The sequence below is a fragment of the Kribbella endophytica genome, assembly GCF_054781295.1.
On record NZ_BAAGUR010000001.1, the window covers coordinates 2,373,509 to 2,390,661 of the forward strand.

Consider the following 17,153-nt stretch of genomic DNA (forward strand, 5'->3'; position numbering starts at 1 on the left):
CCCCGGATTGCGGGGAAGACTTGAAATAGCTGTTGTATCTGATTCTCAGCGGTGGGTGGCTACTACCTCGCAGCCCCTCGACGGGACCAACGTGACGTTGCGGGGAGTTGCTGTTTCCGGGGCGGCGTCGACCGGGCGCACGTCGTACCGGGTGAGGACCGCTCGGAGGATCTCGGTCGCCTCCAGCACCGTGAAGCCGGCGCCGATGCAGCGGCGGGCGCCGCCGCCGAAGGGGATCCAGGTGCCGGCGGCCGGCGGGTCCTCGGACAGGAAGCGGTCAGGCCGGAACTCGGCGGCGGCCGGGTAGTTCTCCGGATCGCCGTGGACCAGCCCGATGGCGGCCATGATCGTCGTGCCGCGCGGCAGGCGGTAGCCGGCCAGATCGACAGTCTCGGTGACTCGCCGGCCGACCTGGTAAACGACCGGGTGGAGCCGCATCGACTCCTTCGTGATCGCCTCCAGACGCTCGTCGTCGCCCTCGTCGGCGGCCTGCTGCGCAGCGGTCAGTTCGGCGGGCATCCGCGCCAGCTCGTGAAACGCCCAGGCCAACGCCGTTGCCGTCGTCTCGTGCCCGGCTAGCAGCAGCGTCACCAGCTGGTCCCGGAGTTCCACATCCGACCACTCGCCAGCTGCCAGCAGCCGGCTGAGCACGTCGTTGCGCCCCGCATTGTCCGTACGACGGCGCGCGATCTCGTCGTACAGGATCTCGTCGACGCGCTTCTGCGTCTCCAGGTACGTCCGCCACGGCGGGTACTTCAGCAGCCGCGGGTAGAACCCACCGAGCATCGTGATCGGCCGGACCGTGACGATCTTCTCCACCAGCGGCCGCAGCTCGGCCAGCCGCGTCGAGTCGGTGACCCCGAACACGACCTGCAGGATCACCTCCAGCGTCAGCTCGCGCATCCGGTCGTGCAGCTTGAACGGTTTGCCCACCGGCCACGACTCGACGTCCGCCCGGGCCAGCTCGCCGATCATCCCGGCGTACCCGCGCAGCGCGTTGCCGAGGAACGCGGGCATCAGCTGCCGCCGCATCCGCGCGTGGTCCTCGTCGTCGATCAGCAGCAGCGAGTGGTCGCCCATGATCGGCGCGAGCACCTCGTTGCCCTCGCCCGCGTGCATCACGGTCGGCGGCGTCGTGAACACGTCCCGGATGTCCTCGGGCCGGCTCAGGACGACGCAGACGCGACTCGACGGCACGATGCGGATCGTGAACACGTCGCCGTACTTCGCCCGCATCCGCGGGAAGAACGTCTTGCGATGCGCGGCGAACAGCACCGTCTGGACCAGCGTCGGCAGCTTCGGGCCGGGCGGCAGCGTGCGGGCGGTCTGCCGGTCGAGCGTGCGGGCACCAAGCAACGGTGTCGGCGTCATGCCACCTCCCGGGTGAGGGCTGAGGTCTTCAACGCTACGACGGCCAGATGAACGTCAGCTTGCGTCGTACGCCGCCAAGGCCGCGACCAGTCGCGGGAGATGGTCGGCCTGGGCCGGATCGAGCCCGGTGAGCCGACCGACCTGGCGGAGCCTGTAGTCGACGGTGTTCGGGTGGACGTGCAGGTCCGCGGCGGTCTGGCGGCGGTTGCGGCTGTTGGTGAGGTAGCAGCGCAGCGTCGCGAGCAGGTCGGCCCGATCGCTCAGCGGCTGCAGCAGTACGGCGAGGCGATCGCGGGCGGGGCTCGGGCGGCTGAGCTGGTACTCGAGCACGAGGTCGTCGAGCTGGTACACGCCCGGCGGGCGGCGATGGATGCGCACCACTTCGAGCAGATCGCGGACCAGACCGACCGCTGCGGGGACTTGCTCGGGTACGGCGGTGGTGACGGACAGGAAGAGCTCGACGCCCGCGGCCTTGCTGAGCTTGGCGTGCAGCGGATCCACAGGTACTTGAGTCGGGAGAAGGACGACGCCGTCGGCGGGCGAGAGACTGGCCATCGCGCCGACGCGGTCGAGCTCCACGCGGATGCGGCGAAGCTTGCGGCGGGCAACGATCTTCGGGTCGACGCCGGGTTGCAGCTCGTCGGCGTGCGCGCCGTACGCGAGGCCTAGTACGACGTACTCGGCGGGCAGTTGCAGCCCGGCGCGACGAGCGGCCTCGGCCGCGGGTCCGCCGTCCAGGAGCGTGGTGAGCAGCGACTGGCGGCCGGCCTGCTCCTCGCCGGCGATGACCTGGCGTTCCTCGAAGTAGCTGGCCGAGACCGTCGCGGTGACCTGCTGGAGGAAGTCGAGGATCAACCGGTTGAGCGCCAGCGCGTCGGGCAGTTCCTCGGGCCGGAACCCGTCGGCGACGAAGTCCGCGCAGACCCGGCCGCCGAGATGGTACGCCGCGAGCAGTGCCTCCAGCGGGACGCCTTCCTCGGCTCGGCGGGCGGCGGACTCGCGGAGCGGTTCGAGCGTCGGGCCGGTCGGGATCACGCCGGTGCGGAAGGTCTCGGCGAAGGCGCGCAGGGTGCGCTCGGTGATCTGGCGGATGTCGCCCTGCAGTTCCTCTCGCGGCAGCTGCCCGTACAGGGGGATCTGGTGGACGAGGTGGTCGAGCACCTGGTCGACGAGTTGCCCGAGGTTTCCGAGCAGGACGCGGTCCACCGGTACGCCGTTCGCGGTCAGCGTCTTGTGATCCGTCACAAGCATCAACCCCGGAAGTCTGGGTGTGGCCCCAGCGACCTGGGGTGGGTTTGTGCTGGAACATTACTGGCAGCTGAGTGACAAAGCGACTGCGAAGGGTGATGAGGATGAGACGAGCTGCTTGGATGGCCGCGGTCGGCGTACTGCTGGGTGCTTTTGCACAACCGGCCGGAGCGGCCGAGCCGGTGGAGTACGTCGCGCTGGGGGACTCGTCGGCCGCCGGGCCGCTGATTCTGCCGCAGATCGACCTGGCCTGCCTGCGGTCCTCGGCCAACTACCCGCACGTCGCGGCCAAGGCGCTCGGCGCGAAGCTGACCGACGTCACCTGCTCGGGCGCGGTGATCCCGGACTTCACCGGGAAGCAGTTCGGCTTCGTACCGCCGCAGTTCCGCTCGCTGTCGGCGTCCACCGACGTGGTCACGGTCGCGATCGGCGGCAACGACACCGGGCTCGTCACGGCCGCGCTGTCCTGCATCAACCTGCTGCCGCCACCTGCCGGTACGTCGTGCAAGAGCCGCTTCACCGCCGGCGGCAAGGACCAGCTCGCCGCCCGCATCACGGCCACCGCCCCGGCGTTCGGGCAGGCGCTCGCGAACATCCGCCAGCTCGCGCCCAACGCGAAGGTCCTCGTCACCGGCTACGGCACCTACGTCCGCCCGAACGGCTGCTGGCCGACAGTCCCTGTGTGGGCCGTCGACGCCAACTACCTGCAGGCCACGATCGACCGCCTCAACCAGATGCTCGCCACACAGGCTGCTGCGCATGGAGCCCAGTACGTCGACCTCCGCACCCCCAGCATCGGCCACGACGCCTGCGCCCCACTCGGCCACCGCTGGCTCGAGGGCCTGGTCCCCAGCTCGATCGCCGCACCCCTCCACCCGTCGGCCCAAGGCATGAGCGCCTTCGGCGGAATCGTCGCCAAGGCAGCCCGCTGATGCGCGTCCGCAGAGGGTGGACGGCGTTGGCCGCCGCGGCCGCACTGATCGTCGGCGCGCCGTCGGCGCTCGCCGCGCCTCCGGTGCTGGCGGCACCCGCGCCCACGGTGTCCGCGGCGCCCGCGGCCGCGGGCGATCCGGCGTGGGCTCAGCCCGGACCGAGCGCGGTGAAAGTACAAGTACTACCGGCACACACCTTGTACTACCCGGCATCACTCACCAGCCGCGCGCCAGTAGTTGTCTGGGGCAACGGAACCTTCGCCGTCACCTCCATCTACGACGGGTTGCTCAGACATCTCGCCAGCCACGGCTTCATCGTGGCCGCGGCGAACACCACCTTCTCCGGGACCGGCGTCGAGATGCGCGCGGGGATCGACCTGCTCAGCCGGCTCGACCAGCAGCCGGGAAGCGAGTTCTACCAGCACGTCGACCTGCAGCACATCGGCGCCGCCGGCCACTCGCAAGGTGGGCAGGGCGCGATCAACGCCGGAGTCGACGCACGGATCGACACGGCGATCCCACTGCAACCCGGCCCACTCGCCGTCCCCGGACAACTGAAGGGCCCGGCCCTGTTCCTGTCCGGAGCATCCGACATCGTCGTCCCGGCTCCGCTGGTGCTCGCGATGTGGTCGCTCGCACCTGAAGGCGTCTACGCCTCGCTCAAGGGTGCCGACCACAACGAGACCACCGGCGACGCCGGCGGCTTCCGCGGCGTCGTGACCGCGTGGTTCAAGTACCAACTGACCGGCAACACAGCAGCCGCGAAGGAGTTCACCGGCACGGCGTGCGGATTGTGCACCGACGCGGCCTTCACCGGCGTACGGCGCAAATGACAAAGGGCCCCGGGCAACAATCTGCCCGGGGCCCCACAAGTCACCTCAGCTACGCGTGAAGCGGAGCGTCAGGATCTGGAACGGACGCAGCGCGATCGCCACGCCACCGTCGGCCAGCTCGCGCTCGGCCAGCGGCCGCTCGAGCAGGTCAACCTCGGTGACGGACCCGGCCGCGAAGCCCGGCGTCACGGTCGCCCGCGACTTGCCGCCGCTGGACTCGTACAGCCGGACGACGACGTCGCCGGACTGGTCGTCGGCCAGCTTGATCGCCTCGACGATCACGTTGCCGTTGCTGACCTCGACCAGCGGCGCGACACCCTCGGCACCGGTGACGACGCGCTCCGGCAGGTTGATCCGGTAGCCCTCCTCGATCGCCTCGGGGATCCCGGCGCCGACGACCAGCGCGTGGTTGACCACGTGCAGGCCCTGGTCGGTCTTCGGGTCGGGGAAGCGCGGCGCGCGGATCAGCGACGTACGGATGGTGGTCGTGGTGCCACCGTCCTCACGCGAGGTCCGGTTGACGTCGTGCCCGTACGTCGAGTCGTTGACCACGGCAACGCCGTAGCCGGGCTCGCCGACGTGCACCCAGCGGTGCGCCGCGATCTCGAACTTCGCCGCGTCCCACGAGGTGTTGGTGTGGGTCGGCCGGAAGATGTGCCCGAACTGGGTCTCCGAGGCCGACCGGTCGGCGTGCACGTCGACCGGGTACGCCGCCTTGAGGAACTTCTCCGACTCGTGCCAGTCCATCGCGGTCTCGATGTCGACCCGCTTGGTGCCCGGCCGCAGCCGCAGCGTCTGGGTGACCGTGGACCGGTTGAACGAGCGCTTCACGACGACGGTCGCGACCCCGTCGACGCTGCTGAAGTCGACGCTGTCGACCTCGGTGACGTCGCGGACGTTGTTCTTGTAGAACGAGTCGACGTCCCAGGCGTCCCAGTGGTTCGGGGTGTCGACGTGCAGCTGCAGCAGGTTCGCCGCGGTGCCCGGGGCAACGACCTCGCGCTCGGCGGCCACGTCGTACAGGGACGTGATCAGGCCGCGCTCGTCGACGGTGACCCGGATCAGGCCGTTGTCGAGAACGTTGCCGTCGATCGTCGCCGCCTGGCCCTCGCCGGCTGTGATGCCGGCGCCGAGACCGGCGACGCCACCACGGGTGTGCGGTGCGGCGTTGAAGACGATCTGCGCGTCACCGGAGCCGGCCAGCGCCTGCTGGGCCTTGCCGATGATCGCCTCGAGCTCCTCGGCCAGGCGGGCGTACGTCGCCTCGGCCTCGCGGTGCACCCAGGAGATCGACGAGCCGGGCAGGATGTCGTGGAACTGGTTCAGCAGCACGGCCTTCCAGATCCGGTCCAGGTCCTCGTACGGGTAGGCGTCCAGCTTGCCCGCGACCACGGCGGCGGCCGACCACAGCTCGGCCTCGCGGAGCAGGTGCTCGCTGCGCCGGTTGCCCTGCTTGGTCTTGGCCTGCGAGGTGTACGTCGCCCGGTGGATCTCCAGGTAGAGCTCGCCGGACCAGACCGGCGCGTGCTCGGCGTACTCCTCCTCGGCGGCGCTGAAGAACTCGGTCGGCGACTCGATCGTCACCCGCGGCGAGGACTCCAGGTTGGCCACCCGGCGGGCGGTCGCGACGAACTCACGGGTGGGGCCGCCACCGCCGTCGCCGTACCCGAACGGCACCAGCGACCGGGTCGCGGCGCCGTTCTCCTGGAAGTTGCGCTGGGCGTGCGCCAGCTCACGACCGGACAGGTCGGAGTTGTAGGTGTCGATCGGCGGGAAGTGCGTGAAGATCCGGGTGCCGTCGAGACCTTCCCAGTTGAAGGTGTGGTGCGGGAAGCGGTTCTCCTTGTTCCAGGAGATCTTCTGGGTCAGGAACCACTTCGAGCCGGACAGCTTCACCAGCTGCGGCAGCGCGGCGGTGTAGCCGAACGAGTCCGGCAGCCAGACCTCCTGGGTGTCGATGCCGTACTCGTCCAGGAAGAAGCGCTTGCCGTGCACGAACTGCCGGGCCAGCGCCTCGCCGCCGGGCAGGTTGGTGTCGGACTCGACCCACATCCCGCCCACCGGGACGATGGTGCCGTCGGCAACGGCCTTCTTCAGCCGCTCCCAGACCTCGGGGTAGTTGTCCTTCACCCAGGCGTGCTGCTGGGCCTGCGAGAACGCGAAGACCAGCTCCGGGTACTCCTCGGCCAGCGTGGCGACGTTGGAGACGGTCCGGGCGACCTTGCGGCGGGTCTCGCGCAACGGCCAGAGCCAGGCCGAGTCGATGTGCGCGTGGCCGACCGCGGACAGCTGGTGCGCGCTGGCGTGCGCCGGACGGCTCAGTACGTCGGTGAGCTGCGCGCGGGCCTCGGTGGCGGTCCCGGCGACGTCCTCGTAGTCCAGGGCGTCCAGGGCCCGGCTGAGCGCGCGCAGGATCTCCCGGCGACGCGGCTCCTGCGGCGACAGCTCCTTCTGCAGGCCGTCGAGCGCCTCCAGGTCCAGGATCAGGTTCCACACCTCGGCGTTGAACACGGCCAGGTCGGCGCGGGTCAACTGGTAGATCGGGGTCTCGCCGCGCTTGGCGCCGATGTCGACCTTCGCGTAGGCGTTGTCGAGCGGGATCTCCGGGTTGGCGGCGCCCTCGACGTAGAACTCGATCCGGTCGCCCGGCGAGGCCGCCGTACCGTCCGGTCCGAGGATCGACAGCGGCGCGTAGGTCTGCCGCGGGTGCAGGCCCTTCAGCGGTACGCCGGAGGTGGTGTGCACCAGGCCCTCCGCGGAGAAGCCCGGGCCGCCGCTGAAGCCGAGGTCGATCACGGCCTCGATCTCGGAGCCGGCCCACTCGGCCGGCACCTGGCCGCTGAACTTGAACCACGCGGTGCCCCAGGCGGGACCCCAGGGCAGGCCGATCGCCGCCGGCTCGAAGGTCTGAGCCAGGGCCTCGGCGGGGGAGACGGGCTCACCGGGTGCGTGCCACACCTCGATGTCCAGCGGAACGGAGGCGCCGTAGACCGCGGGGCGGATCCGCTCCCGCAGGGCGCGCTTGAGCCGCTCCTCGATCAGTTGCCGGTCGTCGTGCACGAAATCATCCTCCGCTGACGGGGTTTCCGCGGCCATCCAGGCCGACTGTGTTGACAACGCTGTCACATGATGCCCGGGCCCGTCCAGACGCCAGCCGTACCTCGGCCTCCCGCAGCGTCGATTCCCGGCCTTCGAAGACCGCGATGGCGTGCTCACCCCCGGCCCGACTAGGTTGTCCCTCATGGATCGTCCCCGCCTGCTGACCCGCCGCCACTTGCTGGGACTGGGGGCAGCGGCCTCCGGGGCCCTCCTCGTCCCAGGCTGTTCCCGTGGCCGCTCCGACGAAGCGGCGCCGGACGGCGCCGCCAAGCTCGCCACCGGCAACGCGGGCGGTGTGTACGACATCTACGGCAGCGGCCTGGCCAAGCTGGCCACCGAGCAGACCGGCGTCTCGATGACGTCGGTCCGTACCGACGGCTCGGTCCAGAACCTGAAGATGCTGGCCGCCGGGACCGCGGACATCGCGTTCAGCCTGTCCGACTCGGCCCTCGACGCCTGGGATGGCGCGCCCGGCACCGCGTTCTCCTCCGGGGCGCTGCGGTTCTCCGCACTGGCCCGGACCTACGACAACTACGTGCACGTGGTGGTGCCCACGTCGTCGAACATCTTCGAGCTGAAGCACCTGGCGGGCAAGAACGTCAACCTCGGCCCGACCAGCTCCGGGACCCGCGTGGTCGCGAACCGGATCCTCCAGACCGCCGGGATCAAGGTGGTGCCGAAGTCCCTCGGCCTGGAAGCCGCGGTGAAGGCCCTCGCCGTCGGGATCGACAAGCCGAAGGACGGCATCGCCGCCCTGATCTGGAGCGGTGGCCTGCCGACCGAACCGATCCTGGAGTTCCAGTCGACGATCGGCTTCCGGCTGGTCGACATCGGCGCCGCCGCCCAGGAGCTCGCGAGCCGGCGCTTCGGTGGCTACGTGCTGTCGTCGATCCCGCCGTCGGTCTACAAGCTGTCCAACGCGGTGCCCACCCTGGCGGTCCCGAACTACCTGCTGGCCCGTCGCGGCCTGTCCGACCCGTGGGCGTGGTGGACGGTGAACACGATGTTCCGCCGCCAGTCCGAGCTGCGCGAGATCCACCCCGAAGCCGGGTCCCTGGACAGCCGGTCCGCGATCGCGACGATGCCGATCCCGCTGCACCCGGCCGCGGAGCGCTGGTACAAGGAAAACCACGTCTGAGGCCCTGTACGACGACGAAGGGGCGGTGAAGGCCACGTGGCCCTCACCGCCCCTTCTGACGTCTGTCAGTCCTCGTAGTCGTCGATCAGCGGAACCCTGACCTCGATCACCAGACCGCCACCGATCGGCGGGCGGGCGACCACCCGGCCGCCGACGCGCGCGGCCTCGGAGCGGACGATCGCCAGGCCGAGGCCCGTACCGGGCATCTCCCGGTGGTGGGCGCTGCGCCAGAACCGCTCGCCGACCTTCTTCAGGTCGCGCGACCCGAGCCCGAGGCCGTGGTCGCGGACCGACATCACGACCTCGGTGCCGTCCCGCGTCACTGAGACCTCGACCGGCGGAGCGCCGTACTTGCTGGCGTTGTCGAGCAGTACGTCGAGGATGTCGTCCACCTCGAGCTCGGCGGCGACACCGCCCGGCACCATCTCGCCGATGATCAGCTCGAGGTCGTCCGCGGCGTACACGGCCTTCCAGCCGACCAGACGCTCCTTGACGGCCTGCGCGAGGTCCAGCGGGGCCTCGCTGCCCTCGATGTCCCCAGGGCGGTCAGAGCCCGCCAGGCGGGACAGCCGCTGCACGATCCGGCCCAGCCGGTCGATGTCGCTGAGCGCGAACCGCGCGGTCGGCGACAGCCGGGACAGGCCCTCGATGTGGATCCGCGCCGACGTCAACGGCGTACGGAGTTGGTGCGACGCGTCGGCGACGAACTCGCGCTCGCGCTGCCGCGCCTGGTGCAGGCTGAGGGCCATCGAGTTGAAGCTGTCGCCGAGCCGGCGCAGCTCCGGTGCACGGCCATCGGTCGAGACCCGGGTGTCGAGCGCGCCGCGGGTGACCTGGTGGGTGGCGTTGTCGAGGTCGTTCAGCGGCCGGAGCACCCAGCGGGTGACCGGGCGAACGATGCCGATGACAACAGCTCCGACCGCCATCAGCAGACCGCCGAGCAGCAGGAGCAGACCGTTCTGTACGTCGTTCCGCCCGTTCTCGGTCGGGACCCGCAGGACCGAGGCGCCGAGCACGCGGCCGTTGTTGACCACCGGGCGGGAGACGACCATCTCGCCGGACTGCCACGGCCACAGGGCCTTCGGCTCGGCCGGCAGCCGGCCGGACAGCGTGCTGTCCAGGACCAGGTCGATGTCCGGGTCCTTCACGTCGACACCGGACCGCGAGGTGGCGACCACCCGGCGGTCCACGTCGACGACGAACACGGGCGTGTTGTAGAGCTCGTGGTAGCGCACCGCCAGCTCGCGCAGCGTGGCGATGTCACCCGACTGCAGCGGCGACTCGGCCATCGTGGCGAACCAGTCGGCGTCGTTGCTGCGGGACAGGAACAGGTTGCGGGTCGTGTTGGTCGCGATGAAGTTGGCCAGGGGGACGGCCGCGACGATCGCCAGGATGGCGACCAGGGGGACGAGGGACTGCAGCAGGCGACGACGCAACGGTCAGTCCGAACCGAGGCGGTAGCCGACGCCGCGGATGGTCTGCACCAGCTCCGGGCGGCCGAGCTTGGCCCGCAGGCTGGCGACGTGGACGTCCATCGTTCGCGACGACGCTTCGAAGACGGACTGCCAGGCGTACAGCGCGACCTGCTCACGCGGCACCACCCGGCCGTGGTGCGCGGCCAGCACAGCTAGCACGTCGAACTCCTTGCGGGTCAGGCTGATGGGCTTGTCGGCGACCTGGACGGTGCGCGCCTCGATGTCCACGGTCAGATCGCCCACTGTCACCCGCGGGCGGGGTTGGAGCAGTCCGGTACGGCGCAGTACGGCGTCGATGCGGGCGAGCAGCTCGGAGATCGCGAACGGCTTCACCACGTAGTCGTCGGCGCCGCTGCGCAGACCGCGGACGCGGTCGGCGGCCTCACCGCGCGCGGTGACCGCGATCACCGGTACGTCGGACACCGTACGGATCTGCCGGCACACGTTGATGCCGTCGCCGTCGGGCAGTCCCAGGTCCAGCAGGACCAGGTCGCCAGGGTCCGCGGCGAGCGCGTCCGCCGCCGTCCGGACGTGCGTCACCATCAGCCCGTACCGGCGCAGCGCAGGTATCAGAGCATTGGCGATATCTAGATCGTCTTCGACCAACAAAATCCTGACGGCGCCGCTCATGCCGTGATCGTAGGGCAGTCGACGCTCACATGTGTCAGATCTTGGTAAAGACGTAGTCACGTGACTCCGCGCCGTGGTCGGCGACACTAGTCTCCGACCACGGGAGGGAACCGGAAGATGACTGTGAGTGTTGGTTCGGGGGGCGGCACCGCCGCGCTCTCCGACACCGAACTGGCCGAGTACGAGCAGGAGAAGCCCGCTCGGCGGCTGCGGCCTGCCCTGGATCTGGTGATCTCGGCCTGGTGCGCCGTCGTCAGCGTGGGTGTTCTGCTCCAGGTGTTCTTCCCGTTGTCGGCCGGCACGCAGTACTACTTAGTGATTTTTCTCGCAGCCGTCCTCCCGATCACTTTGTTGTGCTATCGGGGCTGGAAGGTGCCGGCGTTCCTGAACCCGTTCAAGGGGCGGACGCACGACGACCCCGGTGTCCTGGACTGGGTGCTGGCCGCGGTCGCGCTCGTCGTCTGTCTGTACCCGCTGCTCGACTTCGACGGCTTCCTGGAACGCCGCCAGGCACCGACCTCGACCGATGTCCTGGTCGGCGCGCTGCTGCTGGTCCTGCTGCTCGAAGCCTGCCGTCGTACGACGGGCTGGGTGCTGCCGGCCTTCAGCCTGCTGTTCATCGCCTACGCCTACTACGGCGGCTACCTGCCCTACACCTGGTCGCTGGCCCACCAGGGCTTCAACTTCGACGCGATCATCGCGCAGTTCACGATGGGCACGGCCGGCTTCTACGGCACCCCGCTCGGCGTCGCCGCCAGCTACATCGTGCTGTTCACCATCTACGGCGCCGTGCTCGACTACTCCGGCGCCGGCAAGTTCTTCATCGACCTGTCGTTCGCCGCGTTCAAGCGCAGCCGGACGGCGCCCGGCCGGACCGTGACGCTGGCCGGCTTCCTGCTCGGCAGCGTGTCCGGCTCCGGTACGGCGACCGCCGTGTCGCTCGGTACCGTCTCCTGGCCGATCCTGCGCCGCGCGGGCTACCCGCCCGAACCGGCAGGTGGAATGCTCGCCGCCGCGGGTATCGGCGCGATCCTGTCCCCGCCGACGCTCGGCGCGGCCGCGTTCATCATCGCCGAGTTCCTCCAGGTCTCGTACCTGACCGTGCTCGGCTTCGCGGTGATCCCGACGATCCTGTACTACCTGGGCATCCTGCTCGCGATCGAGATCGACGCCCGCCGGCACGGCACCACGTCGGCCGAGACCTCGACCCAGTCCGCGCGCAAGCTGCTGCTGCGGTTCAGCTACCACTTCCTCTCGCTGTTCGTGATCATCGGCTTCATGGCGGTCGACGTCCCGCCGTTCAAGGCCGTCGTGTACGCCGTGCTGCTGCAGATCGTGCTGTCGTTCCTCGACCGCGAGCACCGGCTGACCGCCGGTCCGCTGTTCAAAGCGCTTGCCCAGGGCACCCGATCGGTGCTGCCGGTGGCGGCCACCTGCGCGACCGCCGGCGTGATCGTCGCGGTCACCACGCAGACCGGCCTCGGGCTGAACCTGGCCGAGATCATCGTCGAGGCCGGCCGCGGGTTCACCGACGACCCGACCGTCGTACTGATCCTGACCGTCGCGCTGTCCGCGATCGCCGTACTGATCCTCGGCCTGGCCGTCCCGGTCACCGCGTCGTTCATCATCGCCGCGGTGATCATCGCGCCGGCCCTCGTGCAGCTCGGCGTCACCCAGGCCGAGGCGTACATGTTCATCTTCTACTACGCCGTGCTGTCGGAGGTGTCGCCGCCGACCGCGCTGGCCGCCGTCGCGACCTCGGCGATCACCGGTGGCCGGACGATGGCCACGATGTGGCAGGCCTGGAAGTACACGCTGCCCGCGTTCCTGGTGCCGTTCGCGTTCGTGCTCACCGAGAACGGCGCGCACCTGCTCGGCCAGGGCTCGTTCATCGGCATGGTCTGGACGCTGGCGGTGTCGATGCTGGCGGTCGCGGCGCTGGCCGTGGTCACCGGCGGCTGGATCCTGGTCGCCACCAGCTGGGTCGAGCGAGCGCTCTGCGTCCCGGCCGCGCTGCTGCTCCTCTACCTGGCGCCCGTAACCATCGCCGTCGGAATCGGTTTGCTACTTGTTGCCGTCGTCATCAACCTGGTCCGGCGGCAGCGCCAGGCCGGACAACCGGAAGGATCCGTCACTTCATGAGAACCCGACGCCTCCCCGCCGCCGTACTCGCGCTTGTCGCCGCCGTGTCGTTGGTGGCCTGTGGTGGGCAGCGTGAACCCGAGGCCGGTGGGGCCGGTACCGACGGCGGCCGGCTGACGATTGCCACCGGCAACACCACCGGCGTGTACTACCAGCTCGGCGGTGCGCTCGCCTCGGTGATCTCCGACAAGGTCGAGGGCTACCGCGCGACCGCCAGCGAGACCGGCGCCTCGGTGCAGAACGTGCAGGGCCTGGTCGCGGGCAACTACGACATCGCGTTCTCGCTCGGCGACACCGCCGCCGACGCGGTCAAGGGGCAGAACAGCTTCCAGCAGGTGCAGGACGTCGTCGCGCTGACCCGGCTGTACCCGAACTACACGCAGGTCGCCGTACGGGCCTCGTCCGGGATCACGAAGTTCGCGGACCTGAAGGGCAAGCGGGTCTCGACCGGCTCGCCGAACTCGGGCACCGAGGTGATCGCCCGGCGGCTGCTCGAGGCGGCCGGGCTCGACCCCGCGAAGGACGTCACCGCGCAGCGGCTCGGTCTGCCCGAGTCGGTCGACGCGATGAAGAGCGGCTCGATCGACGCGCTGGTCTGGTCGGGCGGCCTCCCGACCGGCGGCATCACCGACCTGACCACGAGCCTCGGCAACGGCGTCAAGCTGATCCCGATCACGGACCTGCTGCCGGCGCTGAACACGAAGTACGGCACGATCTATGCCGAGGGCACCATTCCGGCGGCGGCGTACAAGCAGCCGGGCGATGTGAAGACGATCATCGTTCCGAACGTGCTGCTGGTCCGCAAGAACATGCCGGACGAGCTGGCCGAGAAGCTGACCAAGGTGATCTTCGACAACAAGGACGCCCTGGTCCAGGTGAACGCGGCCGCCAAGGACATCACGCTGGAGAACGCGGCCAAGACCGACCCGGTCCCGCTGCACCCCGGCGCGAAGAAGGCGCTCGAGTCGCTCAAATAACTTCACACGCGCTCTCCCCCGCACACCAGGCGCAGCGGGGGAGAGTACCGGTCCCGTCCCAGTCCGTAGGCGCGGCGGGACGGGCCACACCCCTCCTCCGCTTCCAGGCGCTGTGGAGAAGGGACGCCCCCGCCACAACCAGGCGCAGTGGCAGGGGCACCGGCCGGACCAACCCGCGGGAGGCATCCCAAGGGTTGGTCCGGCCACCTGCTTTCTAGCTGCCGTTCCCCTCGGGGATCTGGGAGCCGCGCAGGTAGTGCGACAGCGCCGAGTCGCGCTTGGGATGAGCGTGGTAGTTGGTCGGTACGACGCGACCCTCGGCGCTGTCCCACGCGGTGTCGGCGACGCGCCACATCCGGTGCGCCATCCGCCCGGCCACGCCGGTGTGCGGGGAGAACGGATGCGCCCTGGTCGGCGCGACCTCCTCGGCGCTCAGCAGCCGCTCGGTCAGCGCGCTGACGTCCTCGCCGTCCATCGACTCACAGAGCTGCCGGCTGTAGTCGGCTTCCATCCGCTCGTGCTCGTCGAGCTGCCGGTCGATCACCTGCCACACCTCGTCCGGATGCAGATGCAGCACCCGGCTGTCGCCGTACTGCCGCGCCTTGAGGAACCGCAGCGACCGCTCCAGCTGCTTGACGTTCCCGACGTACGCCGCCACCAGGTACCGCCCGTCCGGCAGTCGCCGAACCTGCGGCAGCAACACGTCCTCAGCAGCCGCCAGATGCTGGGCCGCGATCGCGTAGAACCAGTCCGTCTCGTGCCGCCGCTGCGGCAACCCAGCATCCGCCTCGTGCGCCGGCGCCGCCAGCTCACGAATCTTCCCGTGCTCGTAGCCGAGCGCCACTTCAAGAGTAGAAGCGGTCATGGGAACCACCTCCTGGGGTTATCCCAAGCCTGTGCCCGGTTCCCACTACAAGCAACCACTCCACCACCACGCGTGACCGGTCCGTAAGGTCGCCTGCCTGTGGAAAGACTCTGGGGGTCACCAGGCTGTGCCCGGTGACCCCCAGGGTCAGGTGTCCGACCGATCAGTGGTCGGAGCTCTTCTTCCAGAGGTTGATGCCGGCCTCGACGGCGTCGGCGTCGATGGCGTCGAGCTCTTCCTGGCTGAACTTGAGGTTCTTGACCGTGGCCAGGTTGTCCTCGAGCTGGGCGACGCTGGAGGCGCCGATCAGGGCGCTGGTGACGCGGTCGTCGCGCAGCGTCCAGGCGAGGGCGAGCTGGGCGACGGACTGGCCGCGCTGCTTCGCGATCTCGTTCAGGGCGCGGACGTGCTTGAGGGTCTCCTCGGTGAGCATGTCGGTGCTCAGGGACTTGCCCTGGGCCGCGCGCGAGTCGGCGGGGACGCCGTCGAGGTAGCGGTCGGTGAGCATGCCCTGGGCCAGCGGCGAGAACGCGATCACGCCGACGCCGAGGTCGCCGACGGCGTCGAGCAGGTCCTCCTCGATCCAGCGGTTCAGCATCGAGTACGACGGCTGGTGGATCAGCAGCGGCGTCCCGAGCTCGGCCAGGATCGCGGCCGCCTCGCGGGTCTTCTCCGCCGAGTACGACGAGATGCCGGCGTACAGCGCCTTGCCGGAGCGGACGGCGGAGTCGAGCGCGCCCATCGTCTCCTCGAGCGGGGTGTCGGGGTCGAAGCGGTGCGAGTAGAAGATGTCGACGTAGTCCAGACCCATCCGGTCCAGCGACTGGTCGAGCGAGGCGAGCAGGTACTTGCGGGAGCCGCCGCCCTGACCGTACGGCCCCGGCCACATGTCGTACCCGGCCTTGGTCGACAGGATCAGCTCATCGCGGTACTTCGCGAAGTCCCGCGCGAAGTGGGTGCCGAAGTTGGTCTCCGCCGAGCCGTACGGCGGGCCGTAGTTGTTCGCCAGGTCGAAGTGGGTGACGCCCAGGTCGAACGCCCGGCGCAGGATGTCGCGCTGCGTCGCGAACGGCTTGTCGTCACCGAAGTTGTGCCACAGACCCAGCGAGATGGCCGGCAGCTGCAGACCGCTGCGTCCCGTCCGCCGATAGGCCATCTGGTCGTCGTACCGGTTCTCAGCTGCTGTGTAGTCAGTCACGATTCTCAGTCTGCACCATGTCGTGACAAGTCCGCGAACCCCTTGTATTCCAGCACAACCAGCGTCGATCAGACCCAGAGATCCACCTTCTTGATCAGGCTGCCCCAAGGCTCCGGTGGGTCCGAAGCGAGGAAGCGCAGCACGCCGAGCACCCGACTGGCAGGCGGAGCAGTCCAGTGCCGCTCGCCGATCCGCGGCGGGCCGGTCAGGTTCGACAGCCCCCACTGCAGGTGGAACCAAAGCACCGCCGCCTCCAGCTCACCGGTCTCGAACCGCACATCCGCAGCATCCTTGTACGCCGGCAGCACGCGATCCACGTCCCCCAGCCGAAGCTTCGCAAATTCCATCCCCCGCGGCCCCCACGCGGCATCACCCCAGTCGATCACCGCCACAAACCGCCCGGCGTCGTCCACCATCAGGTTCTGCGGAGCCAGATCCCCATGCAACAAAACCTTCGGCAAGTCCTCGCCGAACCGCCCCCGCAGCTCGCCCATCCACAACCCAACCCAACGCCCCGTCTCAGCATCGAGATACCCCCGCTCAACCAGTTCGTCAGCCGACCCACGCCCATCCCCGGAGTCCTCGGGAATGCTGCCTAGTTCTTCCTGGTGGACCCGGTGAATCAGGGCGACCTCTCGGCCGAGGGCTGCCCAGAACTCGGCGCTGGGCCGAGTCCCCACGGAGCCGCGCTGGGTTCCCACGGCGCCGGACTGGGTTCCGACGGAGTCGGAATGGGTTCCGACGGCGCCTGGCTGAGTCGCCACAACGCCCGGCTGAGCTCGTACGGCGCCCGGCTGAGTCACCACCACGCTGGGCTGAGCTTGTACGGCACTCGGCTGGGTTCGTACGGCGCCGGGCTGAGTTCTCGCGGCGCTTGCGTGGGTGACCAGGTCGTGGCCGTGGACGCGTTCCATCACGACGTACGGGCTGGGGATGTTGTCGAGGGGGATGGTGCCTTGGGCCACGATGGCTGGGGTGCGGACGCCGGCGGCGCGGGCGATGGGGATTACGGCCGCTTCCTTGTGGAGGTCTGCGATGAACGCGGGGGAGCGTGGGATTCTCAGGATCAGCGTGGGGCCCAGGCGGAAGACGTGGTTGGCTACGCCGCCGGGCAGTTCGGTGACCTGGGAGGGGTCTACGCCGTGGGCGGCGGCGATTGCTTGTGCTGCGGTCTGGATCGGAGTCATTGGTGCCAGTCTGCGGGGGAGTCCGGTGCGGGCCCAGTGGTTTTCGGGCGGGATACTG

General features: G+C 69.6%; 13 protein-coding genes. 5 read left to right on the top strand and 8 right to left on the bottom strand.

The features are described from left to right. Positions 1-45 precede the first annotated feature (45 nt). The gene (locus tag ACYVIO_RS11325; RefSeq protein ID WP_460650639.1) at positions 46-1,371 is read right to left on the bottom strand and encodes a cytochrome P450; all 1,326 of its coding nucleotides are present in this window, start codon (positions 1,369-1,371) and stop codon (positions 46-48) included. Positions 1,372-1,425: 54 nt separating this feature from the next. Then, complete coding sequence (locus ACYVIO_RS11330; RefSeq protein WP_460650640.1) at positions 1,426-2,616, bottom strand: PucR family transcriptional regulator; 1,191 nt, start codon at positions 2,614-2,616, stop codon at positions 1,426-1,428. A 107-nt stretch (positions 2,617-2,723) separates the two neighbouring features. On the opposite strand from ACYVIO_RS11330, the gene ACYVIO_RS11335 reads away from it, so the two are divergent. Together ACYVIO_RS11335 and ACYVIO_RS11340 are read left to right on the top strand one after the other, a co-directional pair. After that, positions 2,724-3,551, top strand: coding sequence for an SGNH/GDSL hydrolase family protein (locus ACYVIO_RS11335; protein ID WP_460650641.1), 828 nt, complete (start codon positions 2,724-2,726; stop codon positions 3,549-3,551). Next, positions 3,551-4,384, top strand: a complete 834-nt coding sequence (locus tag ACYVIO_RS11340) for a poly(ethylene terephthalate) hydrolase family protein (protein ID WP_460650642.1) — start codon at positions 3,551-3,553, stop codon at positions 4,382-4,384. Before ACYVIO_RS11335 ends, ACYVIO_RS11340 begins: the two co-directional genes overlap by 1 nt. A gap of 45 nt (positions 4,385-4,429) precedes the next feature. On the opposite strand, the gene ACYVIO_RS11345 is transcribed toward ACYVIO_RS11340, so the two are convergent. Next, the gene (locus ACYVIO_RS11345; protein ID WP_460650643.1) at positions 4,430-7,444 is read right to left on the bottom strand and encodes an alpha-mannosidase; all 3,015 of its coding nucleotides are present in this window, start codon (positions 7,442-7,444) and stop codon (positions 4,430-4,432) included. A gap of 181 nt (positions 7,445-7,625) precedes the next feature. Between ACYVIO_RS11345 and ACYVIO_RS11350 the strand changes: the two genes are divergently transcribed. Beyond that, entirely contained in the window at positions 7,626-8,621 is a 996-nt protein-coding gene (locus ACYVIO_RS11350; protein WP_460650644.1) for a TAXI family TRAP transporter solute-binding subunit, read from the top strand. A 65-nt stretch (positions 8,622-8,686) separates the two neighbouring features. On the opposite strand, the gene ACYVIO_RS11355 is transcribed toward ACYVIO_RS11350, so the two are convergent. Continuing rightward, positions 8,687-10,057, bottom strand: a complete 1,371-nt coding sequence (locus ACYVIO_RS11355; RefSeq protein ID WP_460650645.1) for a sensor histidine kinase — start codon at positions 10,055-10,057, stop codon at positions 8,687-8,689. Positions 10,058-10,060: 3 nt separating this feature from the next. Further along, positions 10,061-10,726 (bottom strand): response regulator transcription factor, encoded by a 666-nt coding sequence (locus ACYVIO_RS11360; protein WP_012918592.1) that lies wholly within the window; start codon positions 10,724-10,726, stop codon positions 10,061-10,063. Positions 10,727-10,843: 117 nt separating this feature from the next. Between ACYVIO_RS11360 and ACYVIO_RS11365 the strand changes: the two genes are divergently transcribed. Both ACYVIO_RS11365 and ACYVIO_RS11370 read left to right on the top strand, forming a co-directional pair. Then, the gene (locus ACYVIO_RS11365; protein WP_460650646.1) at positions 10,844-12,868 is read left to right on the top strand and encodes a TRAP transporter permease; all 2,025 of its coding nucleotides are present in this window, start codon (positions 10,844-10,846) and stop codon (positions 12,866-12,868) included. Then, on the top strand, positions 12,865-13,845 hold the full coding sequence (locus tag ACYVIO_RS11370; RefSeq protein ID WP_460650647.1) for a TAXI family TRAP transporter solute-binding subunit: 981 nt from the start codon (positions 12,865-12,867) through the stop codon (positions 13,843-13,845). Before ACYVIO_RS11365 ends, ACYVIO_RS11370 begins: the two co-directional genes overlap by 4 nt. Before the next feature lie 214 nt (positions 13,846-14,059). Here the strand turns inward: ACYVIO_RS11370 and ACYVIO_RS11375 are convergent, their stop codons facing one another. The 3 genes from ACYVIO_RS11375 to ACYVIO_RS11385 all read right to left on the bottom strand — a co-directional run bounded on the left by ACYVIO_RS11375 (position 14,060) and on the right by ACYVIO_RS11385 (position 17,095). After that, complete coding sequence (locus tag ACYVIO_RS11375; RefSeq protein ID WP_460650648.1) at positions 14,060-14,710, bottom strand: hypothetical protein; 651 nt, start codon at positions 14,708-14,710, stop codon at positions 14,060-14,062. A 163-nt stretch (positions 14,711-14,873) separates the two neighbouring features. Further along, positions 14,874-15,908: an L-glyceraldehyde 3-phosphate reductase gene (gene mgrA / locus ACYVIO_RS11380; protein ID WP_460650649.1), complete on the bottom strand. Its 1,035-nt coding sequence runs from the start codon at positions 15,906-15,908 to the stop codon at positions 14,874-14,876. A gap of 68 nt (positions 15,909-15,976) precedes the next feature. Then, entirely contained in the window at positions 15,977-17,095 is a 1,119-nt protein-coding gene (locus ACYVIO_RS11385; RefSeq protein WP_460650650.1) for a phosphotransferase family protein, read from the bottom strand. Positions 17,096-17,153 lie beyond the last annotated feature (58 nt).

Coding starts and splice junctions, on each gene's coding strand:
- ACYVIO_RS11325 (WP_460650639.1), bottom strand. CDS start 1,371: ATGACGCCGACACCGTTGCTTGGTGCCCGCACGCTCGACCGGCAGACC.
- ACYVIO_RS11335 (WP_460650641.1), top strand. CDS start 2,724: ATGAGACGAGCTGCTTGGATGGCCGCGGTCGGCGTACTGCTGGGTGCT.
- ACYVIO_RS11340 (WP_460650642.1), top strand. CDS start 3,551: ATGCGCGTCCGCAGAGGGTGGACGGCGTTGGCCGCCGCGGCCGCACTG.
- ACYVIO_RS11350 (WP_460650644.1), top strand. CDS start 7,626: ATGGATCGTCCCCGCCTGCTGACCCGCCGCCACTTGCTGGGACTGGGG.
- ACYVIO_RS11360 (WP_012918592.1), bottom strand. CDS start 10,726: ATGAGCGGCGCCGTCAGGATTTTGTTGGTCGAAGACGATCTAGATATC.
- ACYVIO_RS11365 (WP_460650646.1), top strand. CDS start 10,844: ATGACTGTGAGTGTTGGTTCGGGGGGCGGCACCGCCGCGCTCTCCGAC.
- ACYVIO_RS11370 (WP_460650647.1), top strand. CDS start 12,865: ATGAGAACCCGACGCCTCCCCGCCGCCGTACTCGCGCTTGTCGCCGCC.
- ACYVIO_RS11375 (WP_460650648.1), bottom strand. CDS start 14,710: ATGACCGCTTCTACTCTTGAAGTGGCGCTCGGCTACGAGCACGGGAAG.
- ACYVIO_RS11385 (WP_460650650.1), bottom strand. CDS start 17,095: ATGACTCCGATCCAGACCGCAGCACAAGCAATCGCCGCCGCCCACGGC.